The sequence below is a fragment of the Planococcus maritimus genome (assembly GCF_001687625.2).
GTDB classification, from domain to species: domain Bacteria; phylum Bacillota; class Bacilli; order Bacillales_A; family Planococcaceae; genus Planococcus; species Planococcus maritimus.
The window spans coordinates 1,442,435-1,468,005 of sequence record NZ_CP016538.2 but is presented as its reverse complement, the minus strand read 5'-3'; the positions used below and the strand labels follow the sequence as shown (position 1 = coordinate 1,468,005).

Genomic DNA, 25,571 nt, shown 5'->3' with positions numbered 1-25,571 from the left:
GCACCCCGTTATAGCGGTTTTTTTGAAATGATCGTTACCCAGTCTTCCATCATCATAATGTCTTCGATGACAAATCCTGAATTTTCTAGCGCTTGTTTCACATCGTTCTTCTTCTGTGCAATGATTCCAGAGGTAATGTAAATGCCACCCGGTTTGACAGCTTGGAACGCATCGTCCGTAAACGACATGATGATCTCTGCGAGAATATTCGCCACGACTACATCTGCCGGGTTATCAATCGCATCGAGCAAATTGCCATGGAACACATCGACACGGTTCTGGACTTTGTTCAATTTAACATTCAATCCTGCCGCTTTTACGGCAATTTCATCAAGGTCCAGCGCTCTGACCGATGCTGCCTCAAGCAAGGCCGCACCGATTGCAAGGACGCCCGAACCGGTTCCGACATCGATTACTGTATTGTCCCGCTTGACGTGCTTTTCGAGTGCCTGCAGGCTCATGACCGTCGTCGGGTGTGTGCCGGTGCCAAATGCCATCCCTGGGTCAAGTTCGATGAGCAGTTCATCGCTTGAAACTGGGTGGTACGTTTCCCAAGTCGGAACAATGGTGAATCTTTTCGAAATTTTAACAGGGTGGTAATATTTCTTCCACGATGTCGCCCAGTCTTCTTCATTGACTTCGCTAATAGTGACGACATTGCGCCCAACATTGATGTTGAATTCTGCCAGGTTATTGATAGCCAGTTTGATGCCTTCTACCGCTTCCCCTAAAAAACTGTTAACGGGAAGATACGCTTTCAAGATGACACCTTCTGTCGGAAAGTCTTCAGGATCGAGTGAATAGATCTCACCGAATACATCTTCACGGTCTTTCGTCAAATCCTCTGAATCCTCAATGACGACCCCGCTCGCCCCTGCCTCGTGCAGAATGTTGGAAATTGATTCAATCGCCTCGTTCGTTGTATGAATCGACAGTTCAGACCATTTCACTTACGACCAGCTCCTTTATTGAACAAGTATGTAACAGACAGAAAACTCCCTAGTGCACGGGAGTTTTCCATTTGTCCAAGGCTGTTTGCCTTTTAATCACCTTTGATGGTTCTTTTGATCTTGTCAAACAATGAACTGCTTTGCTCTTCTGGGATATCTCCAGAAACTTCCGCAAACTCACGCAGCAATTGGCGTTGTTTTTCGCTCAATTTTGATGGCACTTTCACTTTGATGGTGATGTGCTGATCGCCAACACCGTAGCCATGAACATTTTGAACACCTTTTCCACGCAAGCGGAAACGTGCGCCGTTTTGCGTTCCTGCCGGGATCTTCAGTTTCACTTTTCCGGAAATCGTCGGCACTTCAATTTCATCGCCTAGCGCCGCTTGTGGATACGTAATTGGCAGTTCCAAATGAATGTCGTCTCCGTCACGCTCGAATTGCGCGTGAGGCTTGACGCGGAACAATACGTAAAGATCTCCTGCAGGACCGCCGTTGATGCCGGGTCCACCTTGGCCTGACACGCGCAACTGCTGCCCATCATCGACGCCAGCTGGAACTGTCACTTTGATTTTCTTCAGTTTTCTTACTTTTCCTGCACCGCGGCAAGTGGTGCATTTCTCTTCAATGATCTGCCCAGTGCCTTCACAATGATGGCATGCTCTGCGGTTGACCATACGTCCGAACGGCGTATCTTGCGCCACGTTCAATTGGCCAGCGCCTTCACAATATGGGCAAGTTTTCTTGCTCGTTCCAGGCTTCGCTCCGGAACCGTCGCAAGTTTCACAGGTTTCATCTTTTGGAATTTCGATTTCTGTTTCTTGGCCGAATACGGCATCCAAGAAATCGATGGTCATGGAATATTGCAAGTCATCGCCTTTTCTCGGGGCATTCGGATCGCGGCGACGTGTGCCACCACCGAAGAACGTGCTGAAAATATCGTCGAAGCCAAAGCCTTCTGCTCCGCCGAATCCTCCACCGCCAAAGCCTTGGTTTGGATCTTGGTGGCCGAATTGGTCATATTGGGAACGTTTTTGCTCGTCGCTCAGTACTTCATAAGCTTCCTTGACTTCTTGAAACTTCTCCGATGCATTCGCTTCTTTGTTAATGTCCGGGTGATATTGTTTGGAAAGCTTTCGATACGCTTTCTTAATTTCCTCTTTTGAAGCATCCTTAGAAACACCAAGGACTTCGTAATAGTCTCGCTTATTCATAGGTCACTCTCCCTCTTGCAGTCAACTGTAATTGTACACGGTTTAAATTGCGCTTGCAAAGACATTGAAAAAGCCAAAGCAGTTGCTTTGCTTTGACTTTTTCGGCCTTGCATATCTTACTTGTCTTTATTGTCGTTTACTTCTTCAAAATCAGCGTCGACCACGCCGTCATCATTTCCTTGCTCTGCTCCGCCTTCAGCACCCTGTTGATCCTGGGCTGCTTGCTCGTAAGCTTTCATGGCAAAGCCTTGAAGAAGCTCTTGCAATTTGTCTTTCTTCGTACGGATATCTTCGATGTCTGTGCCTTCAAGCGCTGTTTTCAACTCATCGCGCGCCTCTTCAGCTTGTTTTTTCTCATCTTCAGAAACCGCTTCACCTAGGTCTTCAATTGTTTTGTCTGTCGTGAAGACTGCTTGATCTGCTTCGTTGCGAAGTTCTACTTCTTCTTTACGCTTCGCATCCGCTTCAGCATTTTCTTCCGCTTCTTTCACCATGCGGTCGATTTCGTCATCTGTAAGCGTTGTGCTTGATTGAATTGTGATGGTTTGTTCTTTTTGCGTGCCAAGGTCTTTCGCTTTGACACTAACAATGCCGTTTTTGTCGATATCGAAGCTAACTTCGATTTGTGGTACACCGCGCGGTGCTGGCGGGATATCCGTCAATTGGAAACGGCCAAGAGTTTTGTTATCCGCTGCCATCGGACGTTCACCTTGCATAACATGGATATCAACGGCTGGCTGGTTGTCCGCTGCCGTAGAGAATGTCTGCGATTTAGATGTTGGGATTGTCGTATTGCGTTCGATCAATTTCGTGAACACGCCGCCCATTGTTTCAATACCTAGAGACAATGGTGTTACGTCTAGCAATACCACGTCTTGAACGTCGCCAGTCAATACGCCGCCTTGTACAGCTGCACCCATTGCAACAACTTCATCCGGGTTAACGCCTTTATGAGGGTCTTTTCCTGTTTCTTTCTTAACAGCTTCTTGGACAGCTGGGATACGAGTAGATCCACCAACTAGAATTACGCGATCAAGTTCTGAAGCGGAAACACCTGCGTCTTTCAATGCTTGGCGAGTAGGTCCCATCGTGCGTTCAACTAGAGCTGAAGTCAACTCGTCGAATTTCGCGCGTGATAGGTTCATCTCCATGTGAAGCGGTCCGGCTTCACCAGCTGTGATAAATGGCAAGGAGATTTGAGTCGTTGTAACACCAGACAAATCTTTTTTCGCTTTTTCAGCAGCATCTTTCAAGCGTTGTGTCGCCATTTTATCTTTTGACAAGTCGATGCCGTTTTCTTTTTTGAATTCTTGTACTAGGTAATCGATGATCAGTTTATCGAAATCATCGCCGCCCAAACGGTTGTCGCCGGCAGTTGATTTTACTTCGAAGACGCCGTCGCCTAGTTCAAGGATCGATACGTCAAATGTACCGCCGCCAAGGTCATAAACCAAGACTGTTTCGTCTTTTTCCATTTTATCAAGGCCGTAAGCAAGTGCTGCAGCTGTCGGCTCGTTGATGATACGTTCCACTTCAAGTCCAGCGATGCGGCCAGCGTCTTTCGTCGCTTGGCGTTCTGCATCGTTGAAGTATGCCGGTACCGTGATAACGGCTTTCGTGACTTTTTCTCCGAGATAATCTTCAGCATAGCCTTTGATGTATTGAAGGATCATCGCAGAAACTTCCTGAGCTGTGTACTCTTTGTCTTCAGCTGTCACTTTTTCTTGTGTGCCCATCAAACGTTTAACAGATTGGATCGTGTTTGGGTTCGTGATGGATTGGCGTTTTGCTACTTCACCGACTTGGCGTTCGCCGTTTTTAAATGATACGACCGAAGGCGTTGTGCGGTTGCCTTCTGGGTTTGGGATGATTTTTGGTTCGCCGCCTTCTAAAACTGCGACCGCTGAGTTTGTTGTACCTAAGTCAATTCCGATAATTTTGCTCATTTAAAATTCCTCCATTAACAGTAGATTGTTGAGTTTCAGTTATTCGTTCACTTTTACCATAGCCGGGCGAAGCACTCTGCCATTCAAGGTATACCCCTTTTGAAGCTCTTGTAACACTGTTCCTGGCTCGCTGTCTGCATCGCTTTCCTGCATGACTGCTTGATGGAAATGAGGGTCGAATGGTTCGCCAACCGCTTTAATCTCTTCTAAGCCTTCCGACGTCACAGCGTCAGCCAAGGATTTCTTGACCATTTCAAGGCCTTTCAAAAGAGAAGCGGATTCTTCGCTTTTCGCTTCGACAGCAAGAGCGCGGTCGAAATTATCCAACACTGGCAGAAGATCTGTCAGTAATGATTGGGAACGGAATTGTTTTGCCAGTTCCTGATCTTTTTTCGCGCGACGCTTGAAATTGTCATAATCCGCAAGCAAACGCAAGTATTTGTTCTGCTCTTCTTCAAGCTGGGCTTGAAGTTCAGCTTTCTCATCTACCGGCTCATCTGCTTGTGCTTGATCAGCCGATTCGGCAGTTGCCGGCTCCGCATCAACGGTTTCAGCTGTTTGGTCTACAGCATCCTGCTTTTCTTGCTGGGCAGCGTCCTGCTCTAGGTCTTGTTGTTTGATTGTTTCTTTTTCATTCGACAAAATATATGCCTCCTTTGGTTCACTTTCCTTGAAACAGCCGTGTCAGCTCTTTCGATAAATCGCTGCTGACATAATCCAGCAGAGAGACGATTCGGCGGTAATCCATTCTTTTCGGTCCAACGATCGCGATAGAGCCTGTTTGCTCGTCTCCGATATCATAAGATACCGTGATGACCGAGCAATCTTCCATGGCGGCCAGCGCGTTTTCGGAACCGATGCGAATTTGAAGACCTTGTGCACCGATCGGCAGGATTTCAGGAATGTGCTTTCCTTCTTCCATTACGTCCATTAGCTCCCGGATTTTTTGGATATCATGGAAATCCGGCTGCTTCAAAATATTCAGCTTACCGCCATAATACACATTATCCGAGCGTGGAAGCAGTAAAGCTTGCTTGAACGTCCGGAACAATTCTCCGTAGCGCTCGATATGCTGTCGCAAGAGTGCCAGCGTTTCCTGCTCGAGGCGTCTATGCAAATCATGAAGCGAGACGCCAATGAGCCGCTCGTTCAAGATATTGACCATCTTTTCGATATCGGATGGGTCCATATCCAAAGGGATGGAAAATACCCGATTTTCCACGTGGCCCGAATCGGTGACAATAATTGCCACAGCCATTCCTGGAGACAAAGGAACGATCGACAATTTCTTGACGATATGCCTTCGAATATCCGGCCCTAACAGAATCGACGTATAATTTGTCAATTCAGACAGGATACCAGCCGAACGTTTGATGATTTCCTCGGTTTCGTTCACTTTTTCCTCAAAAACCGAACGAAGCTGGACAATGTCCTGTTGCGGCACTGGATTCGGCGTCAGCAAATGGTCCACATAATAGCGGTATCCTTTTTGAGACGGAATCCGGCCTGAGGATGTGTGAGTCTTTTCGAGGTAGCCTTGGCCTTCGAGTTCAGCCAATTCATTGCGAATGGTTGCCGAACTGGAAGTGATCCCTGGCTTTTTAGCTAATTGGTTCGATCCTACCGGCTGCGCTGATTGGATATAATCATCGACTGTCACTTTCAAAATGAGCAGCTGCCGTTCTGTTAACATGATCATCACCTCTGTTAGCACTCTATTGGTTCGAGTGCTAAGACTACACTAAAATTACCAAAACTTTTTTTACTTGTCAACGGATGAGCATCTATGAAAGCAAAAATTGCTCAAAAACTTCATTACCAACAAATCGACCTTTGTGAGTCAACTTGACTCGGCCTTGTTCGACTACCAAATTGCCTTTCGCTTGTTCATTTTGCAAAATCTCTCCGTACACTTGCTCTAACGCAGCGCCAAACTTTTCTTCAAATCGGGCGAGCTCTACTCCTGCCGTCTTGCGCAGCCCTAGGAACATTTCTTCTTCCATTTGTGCTTTAACAGTCACTGTCGTCGCATCGAGCACAGGGCGTTCTCCGGCTTCTAGCGGCTCCATGTATTTTTTCAGCGGGCCGTGATTGGAATAGCGGATACCATTCACATAGCCATGCGCACCGGCGCCGACGCCGATGTATTCTTCATTATCCCAATACAATAGATTATGGCGGGATTCATGGCCAGGCTTGGCAAAATTAGAAATCTCGTATTGATGCAAGCCATGCTTTTTCATTTCGTCCATGAGGCGCTCGTACATATCGCCCTCTAAATCTTCCGTCACCGTGTTGAGCTTGCCTTTAACCATCAGATTATAAAACACCGTTTTCGGTTCAATGATCAAGGAATAGGCAGAAAAATGGGGCATGCCAAATGCAAATGCGCGTTCAAGCGTTTCGTCCCATTGCGCCATCGTTTGACCTGGCAATCCATACATCAAATCGAAGCTGATATTCGAGAATCCGACTTCTCGTGCAGTTTCAACCGCGCGCAGCACATCATCATTGGCATGGGTGCGGCCAAGGCGTTTCAATAAATCCTGGTCGAAGGTCTGGACGCCCATGCTGAGGCGGTTGACGCCACCTTTATAGAGCACTTCCATTTTTTCGCGCGTCAGTTCATCAGGATTCGCTTCTGAACTCCATTCCACATTTTTCATCATCGGAACATACTGATGGATCAACTCAAGCAAGCGCTCTAGCTGCTCAGGCGTCAAGGCAGTTGGTGTCCCTCCGCCGAGAAAAACCGTCTCAAGTGGATGGTCCAGTGCGCCTTCTTTCTTCCACAGCGCCAATTCCTTGCCGATTGATTCGATATAAGCGTCCACCGGCTGGTCTTTGAAAAATACTTTATTGAAATCGCAGTAAAAACAAATCTGGTGGCAGAATGGGATATGGATATACATGCCTTTTACCATAAAAATCCTTCTTTCTAATAGGAAAAGGAGGCAGAAAAACCGCCTCCTTTTTTTCGTTTATTTGGATTGGTCATCCATTTTGAGAACAGCCATAAATGCTTCTTGCGGGACTTCTACGGAGCCGACTTGCTTCATCCGCTTTTTCCCTTCTTTCTGCTTGTCCAATAGCTTACGTTTCCGGGAGATATCTCCGCCATAACATTTTGCGAGAACGTTCTTCCGGATGGCGCTAATGGTCTGGCGAGCCACAATCTTTTGGCCAATGGCCGCTTGAATTGGAACTTCGAACTGCTGGCGAGGAATCAAAGTCTTCAATTTGTCGACAATGATCTTGCCGCGTTCGTAAGCAAAATCTCTATGAACGATAAAGCTCAAGGCATCGACTTTTTCTGCGTTTAACAGAATGTCCATCTTCACTAATTTCGAATCTTTATAACCAATCAATTCATAATCGAACGAGGCATAGCCTTTTGTGCCCGATTTCAATTGGTCAAAGAAATCATAAACGATCTCAGCGAGCGGCAATTCATAAATAATGCTGACGCGAGAGTTATCGAGGTAATCCATGGTCAAGAAATTGCCGCGTTTTTGCTGACAGATTTCCATGACGGCGCCAACGAAATCATTCGGCACCATAACAGTCGCTTTGACGTATGGCTCTTCCACGTATTCGATTTTTTGCGGATCCGGCATCATCGCCGGGTTATCGATATTCAGTACTTCCCCATCCGTCATGTGGACGTGATAGATAACACTCGGAGCTGTGGTGATCAAATCAATATTGAACTCACGCTCGATGCGTTCTTGGATAATCTCCATGTGCAACAGGCCAAGGAAACCACAGCGGTAGCCAAAACCAAGCGCTTGTGAGGATTCAGGCTCAAATTGCAAAGCTGCATCATTGAGTTCCAATTTTTCGAGTGCATCGCGCAAATCATTGTATTTGGATGTATCGATCGGGTACATGCCGCAGTAAACCATCGGATTTAATCGGCGGTAACCAGGCAGCGCTTCTTCTGCCGGATTATTGGCAAGCGTGATGGTATCTCCAACGCGGGAATCTGCAACGTTTTTAATGGAAGCGGTCAAGAAGCCAACATCGCCAACGGTCAATTCGTCACGCAATGTTACTTTAGGCGTGAATACTCCTGCTTCGACAACGTCAAACTCTTTGCCGCTCGCCATCATCTTTATTTTGTCGCCTGGCTTTACGGTACCTTCCATGATACGGATATAAGCGACAACGCCTCGATATGGGTCGTACAAGGAATCAAAAATCATTGCTTTTAGTGGTGCCGATGGATCTCCTTGTGGCGCTGGAACTTTTTCTACGACTTGCTCCAAAATCTCTTCGATGCCAATCCCGGCTTTAGCAGAGGCAAGCACTGCTTCAGATGCATCAAGGCCGATGACATCTTCGACTTCCTGGCGCACGCGCTCAGGGTCTGCTGCTGGCAAATCAATTTTATTGATGACCGGAAGAATCTCGAGATCATTGTCGAGCGCCAAATAGACATTGGCTAAAGTTTGGGCTTCAATTCCCTGCGCCGCATCGACAACCAAGACTGCGCCTTCACATGCAGCAAGGCTGCGTGACACTTCGTACGTGAAATCGACGTGACCTGGCGTATCGATCAAGTGCATAATGTATGTCTCTCCGTCTTTTGCTGTATAATTAAGCTGGACGGCATTCAATTTGATAGTGATTCCCCGCTCCCGTTCCAAATCCATGGAATCGAGCAATTGGGATTTCATTTCGCGTGCTGTCAATGCATTCGTTCTTTCTAAAATGCGGTCGGCCAGCGTCGACTTTCCGTGGTCGATGTGCGCGATGATGGAAAAGTTGCGGATTTTCTGTTGTCTCGCTAATCTCTGTTCTTGGTCCATTTTCTTCACTCCCATATAAACTACTTTGAATTATAGCAGTCAGGCGGGTAATCGGCAATGAATGACCGCATAAAGGTTTCAGTGTCAAGGAAAACTTCTTTCCACGTAACTATTGCATTCGGCCAGCCGATTTGATAAAATAACTTTTGTTGTATAGAGACACTGAAGAGCTAGGGCTTGCACCTGCCGCTCAAATTGTCTAGGAGGTGAAAGATATGCCAAACATTAAATCTGCAATCAAACGTGTTCGCACGACTGATAAGAAAAATGCTCAGAACTCATCTGTTAAAACTGCAATGCGTTCTTCTGTAAAAAAGGCTGACAACGCTGTAGCTAATAATGAAGAAAACAAAGGGGATTCCCTTAAAGCAGCAATCAAACAAGTTGAGAAAGCAGCTTCTAAAGGTTTGATCCACAAAAACACTGCTGCCCGTAGAAAATCAAGCCTCATGAAAAAAGCGTAAAACGCATCAAAAAGCCGGTCCTATATAGGGCCGGCTTTTTTCTGTGTGAAAAAAGAAACCACGCTGCCTTTGGATTGGCTTCGCAGTTCCTCCTTTAAGTATCTACCATTCAAGACGACTGTTTGGCATGCCCAGCGCGTTTCATTAGGAAAAATTCAAGCACCCGCTCCCGATTGCCTGAAACGGTTTTTAATTGCAGATCGATGTCTGCTAAATCGCCAAGCACTTGAAGCAAGCGTGTTTCGGATATCTGCCGACGCCTTTCCACCAATAGCTTAACGCGATAAGGGTGTGCTTTCAGTTGCTTGGAGATTTGTTGTGCGTGATAGCCTTTTTTTTGCAAATAATAGACATGTACCATAAAACGGATTTGTGACGAAAGCAAAGCAGCCAGCGCGACCGGCTCTTCTTTTTGGCGCAGCAGGTCATAATAGACGCTGAGCGCCGTTTCGACATCTCCATCGAGATACGCCTGCAGCATCTTAAAAGCATCTTGTTCCAAGGTACGTGCTGTCATATCTTCGATCAGCGTTTCGGTAATTTCTTCTTGTTCCGAGCCGAGGTATAAGGACATCTTCTCAATTTCCGAAGCGAGCAAAGTCAAATTGGTGCCTGCCATTTCGATAAGTTTTTGGGCACTTTGCCGCTCAAGCAGTTTGCCGTGAGATTTTGCTTCATGCGCAATCCAGCTTTCTAGTTCATGAGGCTGCAACGATTTCGCTTCAATCAGCACAACATTTTTCTTCATTAACTTGACGATTTTTTTGCGCTCGTCCAATTTCTCATATGGTGCAACAAAAACCGTCACACTCGTAGTTGGAGGATTCTCAAGCCACGCTTCCAAAGATTTGAGGTCATGGTTGATTTTTTCTTTTCCGCGTTCCGCCGCTTTTAGAAACGAAGCATTGCGCGCGATGATCAGCTTACGGTCACTGAAAAATGGAATTGTATCCGCTTCTTCCAGCACATGAGCGACCGGCACTTCATCCAAATCGAAATTAGAGACATCCGTTTCCTCTGCCTCTGCCATTTGCGCTTTCAGCAATTCGATTGTCTTGGTGATGAAATAGCTCTCAGATCCGACAATTAAGTAAACTGGATCGATTTTATCCGCGCGGATTGACTTCCAAATTGATGTAATCATACGTTTCACTCCCTCTTCTGATAACTATACCGGATTTTTCCGCGGCGGTCTGCCTTACAGAACAACTCTGCTTTTGACAGTTGTGTGACGTCGGCTAAAATTGCCGGACATTGTCGAGTTCGATATGGATTTTTCGCTTTTGTTCCCTTATAATAAAATCAACTAGGAGGGATTTTCAATGAATGAATTTGAACAGAACGTTCAGTCCAAACGCAACGATGCCATCGATGCAGGGATGGGCTTCGTCGTTTCCTTTGGTTTCTTCGCACTTATTTTCATCATCGCTGGCGTCGTGCAATTCGTAGCCCGCTGATTATAAAAAAAGCTTCGGCCTAGGCCGGAGCTTTTTTTATTTTCGGCTGCCGTCAATAGAGATGCGTCCAGCTTCGACCAGTATGTGGACGGTGCCATGTTCAGCCGTAGACCATAGCGGCAAGCCGAGTTCATCAAACCGTTCAGTTACTTCGGGGCTTGGATGCCCATAACGGTTATCGATTCCCGCAGAAACGACCGAAATTTCGGGACGTAAGGCTTCCAAAAAAAGCCGCGAGCTTGAGGTTTTGCTGCCATGATGCCCGACTTTCAAGACCGCGGCATCTGCTAATTTGTCTCCGTACCGTTCAACCACACCAGCTTCTCCTTCAGCTTCAAGATCTCCCGTAAAGACAAACCCTTGCCCCTGATGCTCCATCAGCAACACCAGTGAATCATCATTGCCTTCATAACGATCATCTTCCGGCGATAAATAAGTGAATTGCGTTTCACCCACCTCCCAATACGAACCACTCTTCGGCAGTTCCACACGGGCCTCGGTAGCGGCAGGTGCAAGTTCTAGCATCAATGCGTTTGCTTCGGAACCAGGCGTAATATGCAAATGTTCTACAGCCAATTCTTCAAACACCTCGTCTGCTCCTTCAGCATGATCTGCATCCGGATGGCTCAAGATAAAAAGGTCGATATTGGAGATGCCTCGCCCTTTCAAATACGGCACGACCGTTTGACGCCCCACTTCAAACGGCCGGCTTTTTTCTTGGAATGGCTGACTATCAAAACGCAACACTCCCCCGGCGTCGATTAAATACACCCCTTTACGAAAAGGCAGCTCAATCAATGCGCTATCGCCTTGCCCGACATCAATAAAACTGACATGGAGCCGAGGGTCCAGATACGGCTTTGCTGTAAACAACATCGCTGGAATGAGCAAAATGCACAATAAACGCGGGCGGAAGCATTTTTCCGCCTGAATAAAAAACACCAACACGCTCACAAGCATGAACAAAAGCCAAACGACAGACGGCCTTCCCGGTGTCCACACTTGATGAGGCAAGCCCGCTAAAAAAACGGTCAATCGTTCGATCCAGCTGCGCAGCGGCTCATAAAATGAAAACAGGAGGACATCGACTCCAATTGGCACGAAGCTTGCAGCCAGTAAAATGAAATTTGCCGGCAAAATCAACAATGTAAATAAGGGAACATAGAGCACATTCACCAAAAAGGAGGATAAAGAGATTTCATAAAAGTGGAGCAATAACAGAGGATACAAGCAAAGCTGAGAAACTGCAGTGACGATCAAGCCGCTTTTGATAACAGAAGCGCCTTCCATTAATTTAAGGGAAGCAATGATCCCAAAACTCGCCCCAAAAGATAATTGAAAGCCAATCTCATGCAATAAGCCAGGGTCGAGCCACAAAAACAAGATAAAACTTGCTGATAAGGCTTGGACGGCTGACACATGATGTCCGATCAGCCTCGCCCCAAGCACCATCATCACCATCGCACAAGCCCTCATAACCGACGGGGCAGCTCCTGCCAACATGGCATACAACGGCAGCACAAGCAATAATAAGACGGTCGCATTTTCTTTCCTGACCCTCAAGCGCAGCAGAATGAAATACATCATGGCCGTAACAATGCCAACATGCAGGCCGGATATCGCAAATAAATGGGTGATGCCAAGCGTTCGCTGGATCCTGGTTTGTTCGGCATCCATACTGCTCCGTTCACCGAGCAGCAGCGCTTGGGCTTCGACTGCTAAGGAGACCGGAAAGGTTTTGTCGATATGCTCAATCAAATTGCTGCGCTGCTTGGCCAAACGGGCACGAACCCCCGTGCTTGATTGCGCGGAGGAGATGGATCCCACCTCGAGCATGCCGGAAGCGTTATGGCGCTTTAAATACCGCATCATGTCGAATGCGTAGCTATGTGCCGGCATTCTCGGTTCTTGGAATTCGCCCGACACATAAAGTGCCGCTGAGGGTCCAAGCGCTAGTAAACTTTGCTGTTCTTCAATAGAACGGATCCGGTAACTGGCGTATATTACTCGGCCTGTGGTATCCGCCGCAAAACCAGACAAGCGGTCCCCGTCAATTGAGATTTCATCAAATGTAAGTACACCTTCATAGTTTCCGGCTAAAAGCGGGCCTTCGACAATACGGGCGTCCATCGTCAGATAGGAAATCATGGATATGCCCAATACGATGGCCAGCCAACTGAGACGCGCTCTTTTGTAAATCATCCAGCAAAAAAGCAGCACCATGAGCAAAAGCTGATTAGCTGAGCCATGTGCTGCTTGTGCCGCAATCGCTACAGCAATTGCCACATAGAGAAATAACGTTTCCGTTAAATGAGAAGTTCTCCGAATAATTCCTTCACCCGTTCTTTATAATGGGCCAATTCTTCCTCGCTCGCCCCTTTTGCGCCAAGCTGTTCGATCAATTCCATATACAGTGCCGTTTTTTCGACGCTTAGAAAATCGATTGTGCGTTCATCAAACACAACTTGAATTACTTCAACATTTGCCTGTTCCAGCAATTCGATAGCGTATTCATGATTTTTGTAATCGGCCGCGTAATAAAGGCGCGAAATCCCTGCTTGGATAATGGATTTGGTGCACTGAAGACAAGGGAAATGACTGACATACATATCGGCTCCGCTAACGCTGACACCGTATTTCGCACATTGCAACAACGCATTCATTTCTGCATGAATCGTCCGTACACAATGATTGTCGACGACGTAACAGCCTTTATCAATGCAATGGTCCCCACCAGAAATTGAACCATTATAGCCCCCCGCCATGATGCGTCGGTCACGGACGATAGTGGCTCCGACAGCCAATCGAGTACACGTGCTTCTTAGCGCTAAAAGATGGCTTTGAGCCATAAAAAATTGATCCCACGTTATTCGCTTCATCTGAATGCCTCCTGCTGTTTCGTTAAATTAAGTGTAGCAGAGGCAGTCGGTTCGTCAAGAGCTGTCCACTCTCATTTGATGCTGACCAGCTCTTTCAATTGTTCAAAACTTTTTTCACCGATTCCTGTCACGTCCATCAATTGCTCTATTGCTTCAAAAGGACCATTTTCCGTCCGGTGTGCGACAATCGCCGCCGCCTTGGCCGGACCGATTCCCGGAAGCTCGGTCAATTCCTCTTCATCGGCCGAATTCACGTTGATAAGTCCTGACTCAGCGCTTCCGCCTGCTGTTGCTGTAACCGGCGCCAGGATTTCTTCGCCCTGCGTCGGTACATAGACGGCTGATTCATCCAGCACGATGACCGCCAGATTGATCGAGCGGCTGTCCGCTTCCGGCAAAAAGCCGCCGGCAGCTTGGATGGCATCATTAATACGTGAACCGGAAGGCAACTCATACAGGCCGGCATTTTTGACAGCTCCTTTTACATCGATCATGACGCTTGTGTTGACGGCGGTTTCAGTTTCCGGTGGGGGTTCTTGTTCAATGGGTGGAGTGGTGAGTTCATCGAGACTAGTGGCCTCTGGAGGTTCGCGCAGGAGAAAGAAATAGAGAAGTGCCAAAATAACAGCAAATGGCAAAACAATGCGACCGTATTTGGCGAATTGCGGAGAAAGTTTCAGTGGGCATCCCTCGTTTCCGCAGAAAGCAAACAGCTGAAGCTGACTGAATTATATAATAACGATAGATCAGAAGTCCATCTTTCCACAAAAAAACCCGCATATAAAAATATGCGGGGTTTTGTGATTGTTTATTTTTTTGCACGGAAAAAAATCCGTTCGCTTTCATCGCTCGGCGCATCCGCTGTAAAATCAGCGGTTACTGATTCCACCGTGAACCCTGCCTCAGCGAGCCATCCCTTATAGGATTCAATCGAAAAAGTCCGTTGTTCATGGGTTTCTTCAAATCGCTCGAACATCCAGCCTTCACGTACAAAAAACGTCAAATCATGGATGACGCTATGAGGCGCAGAGCCTTTTTCTGTATGCCACATATAGGCGAGATCTTCCCCATCGTAAACAAACGGGCTATTCATGAAAATCTCATCAACTTTAAATACCGAGTGGACATCAAAAAAGAAATATCCCCCGGCTTCAATGCTGCATAGACTTGGTCGAAGGTTTTCGTGACTTGTGCTTCTGTCGCTAAATAATTCAGAGAATCGATCGCGATTGTCACGGCATCAAAACCCTCTAAGCCTTCAAGATTGTCCATAGACAATTGAAGCACTGGAATATCCAGCTCCGATTCTTTGAAACGATTCTGCGCAACGGTGAGCATATCAGCGGATAAATCACTCGCTGTTACCTCATAGCCGAGTTCGGCCATCAATTCCGACAGCACGCCGGTGCCGCACGCAAGATCAAGTACCGATCCAGATCGCATCGTTTCAGCAATCCATTCCACATATTGCTCGTATGGAATGTCTTCCATCAAATCGTCATAAACTGCCGCAAAACGTCCGTAGTTCATACTTCGAGCTGCGGGGCGTCGCGCCATAGACGCTCTAGGTTGTAGTATGAGCGCTCGTCGCGATGGAAGACATGTGCTACGACATCGCCAAGGTCAACCAAGACCCAGCGCGCTGCGTCGAAGCCTTCGACACTTTTGACTTCATAGCCGGCTTCTCCTGCTTTGTCCATCAATTCACGCGCAATCGACTGCACTTGGCGGTCTGAGTTTGCGCTGCAGATGAGGAAATAATCCGCCAATAGCGAAATTCCCTCCATATTCAATACCACGATATCTTCAGCTTTTTTGTCTTCTGCGGCTTGGTACGCCACTTGCAATAATGTCTCTTTAGTCATTCTTCACGTTCCCTTTCTGTTGCTCAAAATGCTTTAGGCATTTCAAGGAATCCGGATAAACCGGCTGATTTTTTGAGGTGAGAAATTCGATCGATTGCCGGATTGACGCTTCCATCAACTGATTAAGGCCATCATTTTTCATGGCTCTCAAGCGCTCGACTCCTGGAAACTTGCGGCTTGGTTCGATCATATCTGCAATGTAGACGATCTTCTCAAGATCGGTCATGGCAGCACGACCGGTTGTGTGATAGCGGATCGCATCAAGAATTTCTTGATCGGCGACGCCAAATTCATAAGCAGCTAAGTACGCACCGACTGGAGCATGCCATAATTCATGGTGATAGTCGAGCAATAAAGGATCCATGTTTTCCTTTTCAATAATGCTGCGCATCCAGTCGCGATCCGCATACTTCGCCACATCGTGAAGAATTGCAGCAATGCGGGCTTGCTCTTCGGACACGCCATACACTTTAGCGAGTGCCACCGCAGTATTCATCACGCCTAGCACATGGTTATAGCGTTTTTCAGGTAGACGTTCTTTGACTTTTTGGAGCATCAGGCTCGGATCCATACAATCGCTCCTTCCGTATCAGTGTTTCCACGTGCTCGGGAACGAAAAAAGTCAAGGGCTTGCCCGCTGCTACACGCTCCCGGAGCATCGTCGAAGACACATGCATTTCTGGTGAATCGATCATCCTTACTGGGTAATCGGTTTCAGCCTTATATCCCGGACGGCCAATGCCAACAAACTGTACCAATTTAGACAGCTCGCCAACCCGGTGCCAGGTATGCAGACTTTCGACCATATCGCCGCCGATAATGAAATAAAATTCGCATTCTGGTTCACGGTCGATCAGTTTGACCATCGTCTCATACGTATACGACACCCCGCCGCCTGACACTTCAATATCTTCTAGACGGAAATGGGCTTGCCCTTCAATGGCCAGTCGCGTCATCTCGACACGCGTTTTTGTATCGATGCCTTTCGCTTCCTTGTGCGGTGCGATGGCATTCGGCATAAAACGCACTTCATCCAAGCCTAGTGTGTAGTAGGCTTCATTGGCCATGATTAAATGGCCGATGTGCGGCGGGTTGAATGTGCCGCCCAGAATGCCGATTTTGCGTTTTTTCACGGAAGGTCAATCCGTTTGTTGTTGACTGAAACTTTATACAAGACGACCGTATGGCCAATCAATTGAACCAATTCAGCTTTAGTCCCTTCAGCCAGATGCTTGGCCACTTCGTGCTTGCCATCTTCATTGTTTTGCAGAATGCTGATTTTTACGAGTTCGCGTTTTTCAAGAGCTTCCCCGATCTGTACGAGCATCGCTTCATTGACGCCGCCTTTTCCGACTTGAAAAATCGGGTCCAAATGATGCGCTTCGCTTCTTAAAAAACGTTTTTGTTTACCTGTTAACATGATTTCCTCCTAGTTTTTCCGTAATCAATTCAATCATTTCTTCTGTATCCGGACGGATGCCTGTCCATTTTTCGAAGGCGATGGCGCCTTGGTTAACGAACATGCCGACACCATTCAGCACCAAACAGCCTTTTGCTTTCGATTCTTTTAAAAATGGTGTTTCCAGTGGATTGTAGATAATATCCGCGACCACCGATCCGCTTCCAAGGTGTGTCAGCGATAGCGGCAATGCTTCCTCTGTCAAGCCGACAGAGGTGGTCTGGACGATCGTATCAAATTCACTCAAATTCGATTCCGCTTCAGTCAACACGATCGCTTTGCTGTCGATTTCCTCTGCCAATTCTTGCGCTCTTCTGAATGTACGGTTTGTAATGGTAATATTACTGAAGCCGGCACGGGAGAGTGCAAAACTGATGCCTCTTGCCGCCCCGCCCGCACCGATTACGAGCATCGCACCGTCTTTATCGACAGGATAACTTAAAAGTGAACGGACAAAGCCATCCCCATCGGTGTTGAATCCTTTTAGACGTCCATTATGTGCTACGACCGTATTGACCGCATTCATAATGCGTGCCGTTTCGTCCAATTCATTCAATAGCGGAATCGCCGCCTGCTTATGCGGCAACGTAATGTTAAATCCGCTATTGCCAAGCAATTTCATGGAGTGAAGCGCTTGTTCTAGCTGTTTAGGTTCCACATGTACAGGGATATAGGAAGCATCGATGCCATGTTTGTCAAACCAGTAGTCGTGCATAAAAGGCGATAAGGAATGCGCGATCGGGTCTCCAATGACTGCATACCATTTCTTCATTTGGTCCCCTCCTAGATGAGCGATGGGCGGACGATGACTTCTACCCCTTTTGGTGCATGGGCAGCGATCGTCACATCGTCGTGCTGGACCGTAATCCAGCCTAGCCCTGAAAAGACGATGTCTGTTTTGCCTTCTTTGATGCGGAATTCGTGGCGCACCAATTCAGGAAAATCTTCTTTATATTCAGCAGATGGCGGGGCAAGCATGCCGCCGAGATGTTGTGCGTACAAATCATCTGCATTGTCCAATTTGGTCCGATGAATATTCAATGAATTGGCCGCGTGCACCGTGAAAGATGAACGTTTGCCATTGATGAAATCAAAACGCGCCAATCCGCCGATGAACAAGGTCTGTTCAGGGTTCAACTGGAACACACGAGGCTTGATTTCTTTTTTCGGCATGATTGCCTTGAGATCTTCCGTATGCAGATGGTGCGCCAATTGATGATGATTGATGATGCCCGGCGTATCGTATAACGATCGTTCATCATCCAGCGGAATGCCGATCATATCCAGCGTCGTTCCAGGGAAATGAGAAGTCGTAATGACATCACCTTCGCCTGTCGCTTGCTTAATGACTCGGTTGATGAAGGTCGATTTCCCGACATTCGTACAGCCGACCACGTAGACATCGCCACCGTCACGGTATTGTTCAATTGCATCCATCGCTTCTGCGACGCCTGTACCTTTGTGTGCGGAAACAGCCAAAATATCGATTGGGTTCAAGCCTAATTTACGCGACTCTTGTTTCATCCAATTGAGCAGTTTTTTCTCTTTGACTGATTTCGGCAACAAGTCTGCTTTGTTGGCAATGAGCAAAATCGGGTTGTTTCCGACAAAGCGGTGCAATCCCGGTAGCCAGCTGCCGTTGAAATCAAAAATATCGACAATCTTCACGATCAAGCCTTTACGCTCACCAAGGCCGTTCAAGATGCGCAGGAAATCGTCGTCCGTCAAAGAGACCGGCTGCAATTCGTTATAGTTTTTTAAACGGAAACAGCGTTGGCAGATGATTTCTTCTTTATCGAGCGAAGACGGTGGCGCGTAGCCGATCTCGTCTTTTTGTTCTGTTTGGATCTGTACACCGCAACCGATGCAATATGGCATTTCTGTCAATTTTCTTCCTCCCACATCAATTGTCCTTTATCTTTCAATCTTTTCATGATCCGTCGTTCTACCATCCGGTTAAAACGCGTAAAAAAGCCGTCTGATTGCGCGACTGGCAATACGAGAATCGTATGAAGCTTATTGCGGTTGCCGCCAAAAATGTCCGTCAGCATCTGATCGCCGATAACGACAACTTGTTCGCGTTTAACACTCATAATTTTCAGCGCTTTCCTGAAGGCTTTGCCCATCGGCTTTCTTGCCTGGTAAATAAATGGAATACCGAGCGGGTCAGCGAACGACTTCACGCGCATCTCATTGTTGTTGGACACAATAACCACTTGAATGTCCGCATCCTTCATCGCTTTCAGCCACTCGATAAGGCGTGGCGTCGCTTCGGGACGGTCCCATTCTACTAAGGTATTGTCGAGGTCGGTAATAATCCCGCGCACCCCTTTTGCTTTCAATGACTCTGGCGTGATGTCAAAAACTTCTTTCACATACTGCCTTGGAATAAAATATCGATACACACGTAACAACTCCTGTTTCTACGGACTTAAGTTCATTGATTATACCATATATGCAAGCGGTTCTCCCACCTTGATGTGGTGGCCGTCCTTGATTTTCTCATCAAACTGAAGATCGCGGCTTTCAAAAAACAAAGCGACTGTCGAACCAAAGCTAAAGTAAGCGACTTCATGGCCTTTCTGCCATTTAGTGCCGAACTCGGTCAATTCAATGGAGTTGACATACATGGCGCCGACTTTTACAACGAGCAGACGCCCGTTTGCGGTCTCTAGCTCCGTAATGAGACGCCGGTTGCCGCTGATTGGCGATTTGCCATAAGTTAATCCGAGGCGATTGACCGGATAGGATTTTTCGCCGAGCATGTATTGATTTACGACGTGGCCATCTGCTGGGCTGTGGATCCGGTGGTAATCTGCAGGCGATAAATACAAGATTGCATATTGGCCGTTTGCATAGCGCTGCGCTGATTGCTTGCTGCCTAACAATTCTGCGAGTGAATAGCTGATGCCTTTAACCGCAAAGCGGCTATCGTTTTGAATCGCGCCATGGATCTCAACGCGCCCATCAACAGGAGAGACGAGTTCAGTGTTCGCAACCGGTCTCGCATGTGTTTTCAAACGACGTGTAAAAAAATCATGCAAACTCGTGTATTGCCCAATTGGACGTTCGATTTCACCCAGTTCGATGTTATAGGCCTTGATAAATCCAGGCACAGCCTTCTGGCTAATTATTGATTGAGTAAAGCGTTTTAACGCTGCGGAGCTAGTCTTGCCATTGCCCAATTCAATCATCGATTGATATAGCCATTTTTTCATACCGGCACCTCCATTGTTAAAATAGTCTACCATTTTTTGTCGATTCGCAGTATAATTGGCGAAAGGATATCGAAAAAAGGAGCGCTTGCATTGATATTGATCGACAAGATGGATCACACCATCAAACGGCTGAAATGCCAGGCGGCCAACACGTTAACGATCGGCAATATGATGTTCGGCGGCGCCTCATTGATGGCGACGTTGAACCAGCAATACAGTTATAGTGTGCTGTTTATTTTCATAGCTGCATTTTTAGATCGCTTTGATGGGATGGTCGCCAGAAAATACAATCAGGAATCCGAACTCGGCAAACAATTGGATTCCATGGGGGATATCATTTCATTTGGCGTCGCCCCTGCACTTTTGATCTATCAACTGGCTTTGCAGGATTTCGGGCTATCCGGCATGGTATTTACAGTTATTTATATTTCATGCGGCGCTTTCCGCTTGGCGCGCTTTAATATTTGCGAACCGAATGGCTATTTTACCGGCTTGCCAATTACTGCAGCCGGAACTGTGCTGACTTTGTCATATTTCGGGTTTGGCCATTGGTCGCCCGCTGTTTATATGTTCATCTTATTGATTTCTTCATTATTAATGATCAGCACATTTTCATTGCGGAAAGTATAAAAGCTGAGGGCTTGATGCCCTCAGCTTTTTTTGCTTGTTTTGGGATGAAGTTTCTTTTATACGCGCTGGAGCATCTTTTCGATGACACGCAAGACGATTTCAGTGGAATGCTTGGCAGCCACTGGCAGGAATTCATCGAATGAGACCGAGGATTCCTTACCGGCGATGTCCGACAGAGCGCGAATGACGACAAATGCCGTATCGTATTGGAAGCAAACTTGCGCGACGGCAGCCGCTTCCATTTCCGCTGCTTTCATCGCGGGAAATTGCTGTTTCACCAAGGCGACACGTTCAGGATCGCTCATAAATGAATCACCTGTTGCAATAAGCCCGACCGCATGTTGATGTTCACCGATATCATCGACCGCCTGGACGGCAAGTTCAACCAATTCCTTGTTGGCGATATAAGCAGCCGGCATTTGCGGCACTTGGCCAAGCTCATAGCCGAATACGGTTGCGTCGACATCATGATGGCGCACTTCATCTGAAATGACTACTGCACCAACTTCCAATTCTTCATCAAAACCACCGGCTGACCCAATATTCAAGACCAGGTCCGGTTTGAATTCCTGCATCAGAATCGTCGTAGTCATCGCAGCATTAACCTTGCCAATGCCACTTTTCAGCAGAATGAGTTCCTGCCCTTTGTATGTACCCGTTGTGAATTCGCTATTGGCGATTTCACGGACAGATGTGTTCGCTAATTGATTGCGCAATAACTCTACTTCTTCTTCCATTGCGCCGATTACACCGATTCTCATTATATCCGCTCCTTACGCTTAAGATTTCGCCGGAAAAACGGCGCCCTATTAATAGGCGCCGTCCAGCGTTTTGAGTACATCCATTTTTTCTGGTTTCCAACCTTCTCCGTCCACCCATTCAAGATAGACGCGGTATTTCTCGGATTGGTCTTTCGACTGAACTGTCGCAATCGATTGTTGAGGGCCGCCGCCATTTTGAACCATCATGACATACATGTCATTTTGAGACAATCCTGTAGCGTAAGTGACCGCTTCAATTTTTTCGTTCCAATCGACTGAGTTTTTCTGGTAAGAAGAGACGTGGTCGCCGCTTTGGCTTGTGCCAACAGGCTCCCAGCTTGTGTTGACGATGGTTTCACTGACGATTGGGTCGTTGGACTCTTCACGTGTGATGGTACCGCCTTTTGTTTCTTCTTCCTCTTCTTCTTTTTCTTTTTCTTCAGCTTCTTTTTTAGCTGCTTCTTCTTCAGCCTTGGCTTCCTCTTCCGCTTTTTCTTCCGCTTCGAGGTCATTTTCTTCTGCCGTTACTTGCGGATCATCATCGCCGCTCGTTTGGCTTTCCGTTGCCGGCGTGGTTTCTGTGGATTCAGGATCTGCTGAATCGTCGCCGCCTCCGAAAAGCAATGTCGCCCCGATGATAACCACCAAAGTAAATACTAAGGCGATCATGATATTCAGGATCGAATTCGAACGATTTTTATTGTTCTTATTCTTATTCAAACGAGAGGGATATGATTTTTCTTCGTTAGCCATGCAATGCCCCCTTTACACATATTTTATCATATTTAGCCCATGACAAATTTGACGTTTCAACTAAAGTTTTGTTTCATTCATCAAAAAAACAGCCACTCCCAAAGGAATGGCTGGGTTCATCAATTGATCGAAACGATCTTGACTTCCATTTCCCCGCCTGGTGTCAACACTTTGACACGGTCACCGACAGTGCGGCCAAGCATGCTTTTAGCAATTGGCGAATCGTTCGAAATGCGCCCTTCCAACGGATCTGCTTCCGCAGAGCCCACGATAGTGTAAGCTTCTTCCTCACCGCCTGGAATTTCCATAAACGTAACTGTTTTTCCGAGACGCACGACATCGTTGCCGGCTTCCTCTTCATTTATAATCACCGCATTGCGGATCATGGATTCCAATGTAGAAATACGCCCTTCGACAAAGGCTTGGTCTTCTTTCGCAGAATCGTACTCGGAGTTCTCGGATAAATCCCCGAAACTTCTTGCTACTTTGATGCGTTCCACCACTTCTTTGCGTTTGACCGTTTTCAAATAATCCAGTTCATCTTCCAACTTCTGCTTTCCGGCAGCTGTCATCGGAAATTGTTTATCATTTGCCATACTCTTCCCACTCCTTCAACTGCTGACTATGGATGCGCTAACACCCGTCAGTCTCGTATCATTCTATTATAATTTTCCAATCTATTCAAGAATTGTTTTAATTTTTGTAACCATTAGGTCGATTGCGACTTCGTTTTGTCCACCTTCGGGGATAATCACGTCCGCATAGCGTTTCGTCGGCTCGATGAATTGGTTATGCATCGGGCGCACGACAGTTAAATATTGTTCAATAACCGAGTCGATCGTCCGTCCGCGCTCGTTGATGTCGCGCATTAAGCGGCGAATGATGCGCAGGTCCGCATCGGTGTCGACGAAGAGCTTAATGTCCATTAGTTCGCGCAAACGTTCGTCTTCTAGGACCAGGATGCCCTCCAAGATGATAACGTCTTTCGGGTCAATCACAACGCTTTCTTCTGCACGGGTATGCAAAGCGTAATTGTAGATTGGCTTTTCAATCGCTCTTCGTTCAAGCAATTCGTTGACATGATCGATTAACAGATCCGTATCAAAAGCGAGCGGATGGTCGTAGTTGGTTTCAAGACGCTCTTCAAATGCGAGATCGCTTTGGTCTTTATAATAATAATCCTGTTCGATGACCACTACGGAATGTTCTTTGAACACTTCATAGATGGAATTGGTGACACTGGTCTTGCCTGATCCTGAACCGCCAGCGATGCCGATGACGACCGGTCTGTTTTTAGACATATACGTTAACTCCTTGTGTATCGATTTTCATTTTTTCCTGCAGACGAGAAGCCCATCCCCGACCGGTAATAGTTCACAGTCGAATCCGGGATGCCCATCCATTTTTTCACGAAACGCACGGATATTACGGATCATCGTACGTTTGCGTCTTGGCACTTCTTTAATCGGCTGGTCCACCATACCATGCATGGACATATTATCGCAGTAAATGGTGCCGCCTTTAACAAGTAAACTTTCGTATTTATTAAAAAAACGTTCATATTGCCCTTTTGCAGCATCGATGAACACGGCATCGTACGACGGAGTCAATTCTGCAATATCCAGTTCAAGCGCATCGGCACAGATGACTTGCACGCGGTCTTGCATTGCCGATTGCTGAATAAATCCAAGTGCTTTGTCGTACCGCTCTTGGTCCCGTTCAATCGTGTCAATCCTGACGTCGGGCAAAGCCTGGGCTATCCGAAGCGCCGAATAGCCGATTGCTGTTCCCAGCTCGAGCAAGCGGTGCGGGTTCTGCTCTTGCAATAATTCGAGCAGCTCCCCGATGCCCTGTTCTTCCATGATCGGCACATGATGTTCTGCCGCATAGGTGCGCATCATTTTGAATAATGCTTCTATTGGTGTTTCAGGCATTGTAGATATCCGCCCCTTTCATGCACTTTTGCCTCATTTGAACAGAAAAGAAGAAGGGAAACGTGCGCTCCCTTCCTGCTTGGATCAATTTCCGATATATTCATCACGGTATTGAAGATGCTGTTCGTAACTGGTCGAGAAGTAATTTTTGCCTTCTGAGTCAGCTAGGAAGTATAGATAATCCGTTTGGTTCGGATCGAGCACCGCTTCAATGGATGATGCGCCGGCAGCGGCGATCGGTCCAGGCGGCAAGCCTTTATTTGTATAGGTGCTATAAGGATCTTCAAACTCGTAATCCGAGTTGAACAAACGGTCCTTATGCTCGCCCATCGCATAAATGACAGTTGGATCTGTCTGCAACGGCATATCTTGATCCATCCGGTTATAAAAGACACTGGCAATAGTTTGGCGATCTGATTTCGCAGTCGCTTCCTCTTCTAGCAATGAAGCAAAAGTCAATAGCCAATGAGGCGATTTCTCTTGTTCCTGCAAGACGCTTTGGTACGGTTCAATTGTCGCTTTGGTGGCATCAAGCATCTGCTCAATTAACACGGTCAATGAAGGGTTTTCCTCATAGATTGGATAAGTAGCAGGGAATAAATAACCTTCCAATGCGAATTTAACGTCCTCGCCTTTGATGTCTTCTGTCAGTAGATCAGGATATTTAACCATCAATTCTTCGATATACGTTTCGTCCTGCACTTGTTCCATAAACTGCTCTGCGCTATAATCCGTTTTTTCGGCAATGACGCGTTCGGCAATTTCTTCCAAGGTCAGGCCTTCTGGAACATTGATCGTGTATAAAGGTTCATGATAGACTTTCCCGGTTTTCAAACTTTCCGTAATTTCTTCCAATGTCATCGATTGTGTCAAACCATAATTGCCGGCCTGGAACTCCGATTCGTTTTGGAATTTGACGTAATACTTGTAAATGCGGGCATCTTTGATGACTTCATTTTCTTCAAGCAATGCGGCAATGCTATCCAAGTTCGAGCCAATCGGCACCTCGACATCAATCACTTTCTCAGAATCCGGATCCATTGGCTCGAGTGCATCGGTGACATAGCTATAGGCTTGCCAGCCGACTACTGCGACGACCACTAGAAGGACGAGCGCGACAATCAACACGATACGCCGAACCACTCTCACTTCTTTTTTCTTTTCCTTCATCCTGTCGAACATGACGTCCTTTTTTGACTGCTTTTCCACGGGTGTTCCCCCTCAGCGATT

30 protein-coding genes are annotated in these 25,571 nt (G+C 46.9%); 3 read left to right on the top strand and 27 right to left on the bottom strand.

Translation table 11 applies throughout. The features are described from left to right. Positions 1-8: 8 nt before the first annotated feature. The 7 genes from prmA to lepA all read right to left on the bottom strand — a co-directional run bounded on the left by prmA (position 9) and on the right by lepA (position 8,921). Positions 9-950, bottom strand: coding sequence for a 50S ribosomal protein L11 methyltransferase (prmA, locus tag BBI11_RS07365; RefSeq protein WP_068461954.1), 942 nt, complete (start codon positions 948-950; stop codon positions 9-11). A 92-nt stretch (positions 951-1,042) separates the two neighbouring features. Beyond that, positions 1,043-2,164, bottom strand: a complete 1,122-nt coding sequence (gene dnaJ / locus BBI11_RS07360) for a molecular chaperone DnaJ (RefSeq protein ID WP_068461951.1) — start codon at positions 2,162-2,164, stop codon at positions 1,043-1,045. A gap of 116 nt (positions 2,165-2,280) precedes the next feature. After that, entirely contained in the window at positions 2,281-4,110 is a 1,830-nt protein-coding gene (gene dnaK, locus BBI11_RS07355; protein ID WP_068461948.1) for a molecular chaperone DnaK, read from the bottom strand. A gap of 39 nt (positions 4,111-4,149) precedes the next feature. Beyond that, positions 4,150-4,752 (bottom strand): nucleotide exchange factor GrpE, encoded by a 603-nt coding sequence (gene grpE, locus BBI11_RS07350; protein ID WP_068461946.1) that lies wholly within the window; start codon positions 4,750-4,752, stop codon positions 4,150-4,152. Positions 4,753-4,771: 19 nt separating this feature from the next. Beyond that, a complete protein-coding gene (gene hrcA / locus BBI11_RS07345) occupies positions 4,772-5,803 on the bottom strand; it encodes a heat-inducible transcriptional repressor HrcA (RefSeq protein ID WP_068461945.1) in 1,032 nt (343 codons plus the stop codon). Positions 5,804-5,894: 91 nt separating this feature from the next. Next, positions 5,895-7,034, bottom strand: a complete 1,140-nt coding sequence (hemW, locus tag BBI11_RS07340) for a radical SAM family heme chaperone HemW (RefSeq protein WP_068461942.1) — start codon at positions 7,032-7,034, stop codon at positions 5,895-5,897. 57 nt (positions 7,035-7,091) lie between these two features. Then, entirely contained in the window at positions 7,092-8,921 is a 1,830-nt protein-coding gene (gene lepA, locus BBI11_RS07335; RefSeq protein ID WP_068461940.1) for a translation elongation factor 4, read from the bottom strand. A 215-nt stretch (positions 8,922-9,136) separates the two neighbouring features. On the opposite strand from lepA, the gene rpsT reads away from it, so the two are divergent. Continuing rightward, complete coding sequence (rpsT, locus tag BBI11_RS07330; RefSeq protein WP_068461938.1) at positions 9,137-9,385, top strand: 30S ribosomal protein S20; 249 nt, start codon at positions 9,137-9,139, stop codon at positions 9,383-9,385. A gap of 109 nt (positions 9,386-9,494) precedes the next feature. On the opposite strand, the gene holA is transcribed toward rpsT, so the two are convergent. Further along, positions 9,495-10,529, bottom strand: coding sequence for a DNA polymerase III subunit delta (gene holA / locus BBI11_RS07325; RefSeq protein WP_068461935.1), 1,035 nt, complete (start codon positions 10,527-10,529; stop codon positions 9,495-9,497). 178 nt (positions 10,530-10,707) lie between these two features. On the opposite strand from holA, the gene BBI11_RS16235 reads away from it, so the two are divergent. Beyond that, positions 10,708-10,842, top strand: a complete 135-nt coding sequence (locus BBI11_RS16235) for a YqzM family protein (RefSeq protein WP_082799234.1) — start codon at positions 10,708-10,710, stop codon at positions 10,840-10,842. A 36-nt stretch (positions 10,843-10,878) separates the two neighbouring features. On the opposite strand, the gene BBI11_RS07320 is transcribed toward BBI11_RS16235, so the two are convergent. The 13 genes from BBI11_RS07320 to BBI11_RS07265 all read right to left on the bottom strand — a co-directional run bounded on the left by BBI11_RS07320 (position 10,879) and on the right by BBI11_RS07265 (position 20,263). Next, positions 10,879-13,128: a DNA internalization-related competence protein ComEC/Rec2 gene (locus BBI11_RS07320; RefSeq protein WP_068461933.1), complete on the bottom strand. Its 2,250-nt coding sequence runs from the start codon at positions 13,126-13,128 to the stop codon at positions 10,879-10,881. A gap of 20 nt (positions 13,129-13,148) precedes the next feature. Beyond that, the gene (locus BBI11_RS07315) at positions 13,149-13,721 is read right to left on the bottom strand and encodes a ComE operon protein 2 (protein WP_068461931.1); all 573 of its coding nucleotides are present in this window, start codon (positions 13,719-13,721) and stop codon (positions 13,149-13,151) included. A 71-nt stretch (positions 13,722-13,792) separates the two neighbouring features. Beyond that, positions 13,793-14,215 carry a helix-hairpin-helix domain-containing protein gene (locus BBI11_RS07310; RefSeq protein WP_082799240.1) on the bottom strand — a complete coding sequence of 141 codons (423 nt, stop codon included), beginning with the start codon at positions 14,213-14,215 and terminating at the stop codon, positions 13,793-13,795. A 314-nt stretch (positions 14,216-14,529) separates the two neighbouring features. After that, positions 14,530-14,814 carry a hypothetical protein gene (locus BBI11_RS16720; RefSeq protein ID WP_335645546.1) on the bottom strand — a complete coding sequence of 95 codons (285 nt, stop codon included), beginning with the start codon at positions 14,812-14,814 and terminating at the stop codon, positions 14,530-14,532. Next, the gene (locus BBI11_RS16715; RefSeq protein WP_335645545.1) at positions 14,811-15,251 is read right to left on the bottom strand and encodes a class I SAM-dependent methyltransferase; all 441 of its coding nucleotides are present in this window, start codon (positions 15,249-15,251) and stop codon (positions 14,811-14,813) included. The genes BBI11_RS16720 and BBI11_RS16715 overlap by 4 nt, the downstream gene beginning before the upstream one ends. Continuing rightward, positions 15,248-15,586, bottom strand: a complete 339-nt coding sequence (gene rsfS, locus BBI11_RS07300) for a ribosome silencing factor (protein ID WP_068461926.1) — start codon at positions 15,584-15,586, stop codon at positions 15,248-15,250. Before rsfS ends, BBI11_RS16715 begins: the two co-directional genes overlap by 4 nt. Then, positions 15,579-16,157 carry a bis(5'-nucleosyl)-tetraphosphatase (symmetrical) YqeK gene (gene yqeK / locus BBI11_RS07295; protein WP_068461924.1) on the bottom strand — a complete coding sequence of 193 codons (579 nt, stop codon included), beginning with the start codon at positions 16,155-16,157 and terminating at the stop codon, positions 15,579-15,581. Before yqeK ends, rsfS begins: the two co-directional genes overlap by 8 nt. Continuing rightward, the gene (locus BBI11_RS07290; RefSeq protein ID WP_083389028.1) at positions 16,111-16,719 is read right to left on the bottom strand and encodes a nicotinate-nucleotide adenylyltransferase; all 609 of its coding nucleotides are present in this window, start codon (positions 16,717-16,719) and stop codon (positions 16,111-16,113) included. Before BBI11_RS07290 ends, yqeK begins: the two co-directional genes overlap by 47 nt. Further along, entirely contained in the window at positions 16,716-17,006 is a 291-nt protein-coding gene (gene yhbY / locus BBI11_RS07285; RefSeq protein ID WP_068461922.1) for a ribosome assembly RNA-binding protein YhbY, read from the bottom strand. The genes BBI11_RS07290 and yhbY overlap by 4 nt, the downstream gene beginning before the upstream one ends. After that, positions 16,993-17,817 carry a shikimate dehydrogenase gene (aroE, locus tag BBI11_RS07280; protein WP_068461920.1) on the bottom strand — a complete coding sequence of 275 codons (825 nt, stop codon included), beginning with the start codon at positions 17,815-17,817 and terminating at the stop codon, positions 16,993-16,995. The genes yhbY and aroE overlap by 14 nt, the downstream gene beginning before the upstream one ends. Before the next feature lie 11 nt (positions 17,818-17,828). Continuing rightward, positions 17,829-18,932, bottom strand: coding sequence for a ribosome biogenesis GTPase YqeH (gene yqeH / locus BBI11_RS07275; RefSeq protein WP_068461918.1), 1,104 nt, complete (start codon positions 18,930-18,932; stop codon positions 17,829-17,831). Next, positions 18,929-19,450 (bottom strand): YqeG family HAD IIIA-type phosphatase, encoded by a 522-nt coding sequence (locus BBI11_RS07270; protein WP_068461917.1) that lies wholly within the window; start codon positions 19,448-19,450, stop codon positions 18,929-18,931. Before BBI11_RS07270 ends, yqeH begins: the two co-directional genes overlap by 4 nt. Before the next feature lie 39 nt (positions 19,451-19,489). Beyond that, positions 19,490-20,263 (bottom strand): phosphatidylserine decarboxylase, encoded by a 774-nt coding sequence (locus BBI11_RS07265; protein WP_068461915.1) that lies wholly within the window; start codon positions 20,261-20,263, stop codon positions 19,490-19,492. Positions 20,264-20,371: 108 nt separating this feature from the next. Between BBI11_RS07265 and pssA the strand changes: the two genes are divergently transcribed. Continuing rightward, positions 20,372-20,893, top strand: a complete 522-nt coding sequence (gene pssA, locus BBI11_RS07260) for a CDP-diacylglycerol--serine O-phosphatidyltransferase (RefSeq protein ID WP_416383631.1) — start codon at positions 20,372-20,374, stop codon at positions 20,891-20,893. A gap of 56 nt (positions 20,894-20,949) precedes the next feature. Here pssA and mtnN read toward each other — a convergent pair whose 3' ends face one another. The 6 genes from mtnN to mltG all read right to left on the bottom strand — a co-directional run bounded on the left by mtnN (position 20,950) and on the right by mltG (position 25,550). Then, positions 20,950-21,654, bottom strand: a complete 705-nt coding sequence (gene mtnN, locus BBI11_RS07255; RefSeq protein WP_068461911.1) for a 5'-methylthioadenosine/S-adenosylhomocysteine nucleosidase — start codon at positions 21,652-21,654, stop codon at positions 20,950-20,952. A gap of 48 nt (positions 21,655-21,702) precedes the next feature. Continuing rightward, on the bottom strand, positions 21,703-22,407 hold the full coding sequence (locus BBI11_RS07250; protein WP_068461909.1) for a YrrS family protein: 705 nt from the start codon (positions 22,405-22,407) through the stop codon (positions 21,703-21,705). A 119-nt stretch (positions 22,408-22,526) separates the two neighbouring features. Further along, positions 22,527-23,003 carry a transcription elongation factor GreA gene (gene greA, locus BBI11_RS07245; RefSeq protein ID WP_068461907.1) on the bottom strand — a complete coding sequence of 159 codons (477 nt, stop codon included), beginning with the start codon at positions 23,001-23,003 and terminating at the stop codon, positions 22,527-22,529. Between the two features lie 81 nt (positions 23,004-23,084). After that, the gene (gene udk, locus BBI11_RS07240) at positions 23,085-23,729 is read right to left on the bottom strand and encodes a uridine kinase (RefSeq protein ID WP_257785578.1); all 645 of its coding nucleotides are present in this window, start codon (positions 23,727-23,729) and stop codon (positions 23,085-23,087) included. 6 nt (positions 23,730-23,735) lie between these two features. Further along, complete coding sequence (locus BBI11_RS07235; RefSeq protein WP_068461904.1) at positions 23,736-24,341, bottom strand: O-methyltransferase; 606 nt, start codon at positions 24,339-24,341, stop codon at positions 23,736-23,738. Positions 24,342-24,425: 84 nt separating this feature from the next. Next, positions 24,426-25,550 (bottom strand): endolytic transglycosylase MltG, encoded by a 1,125-nt coding sequence (gene mltG, locus BBI11_RS07230; protein WP_156889044.1) that lies wholly within the window; start codon positions 25,548-25,550, stop codon positions 24,426-24,428. Positions 25,551-25,571 lie beyond the last annotated feature (21 nt).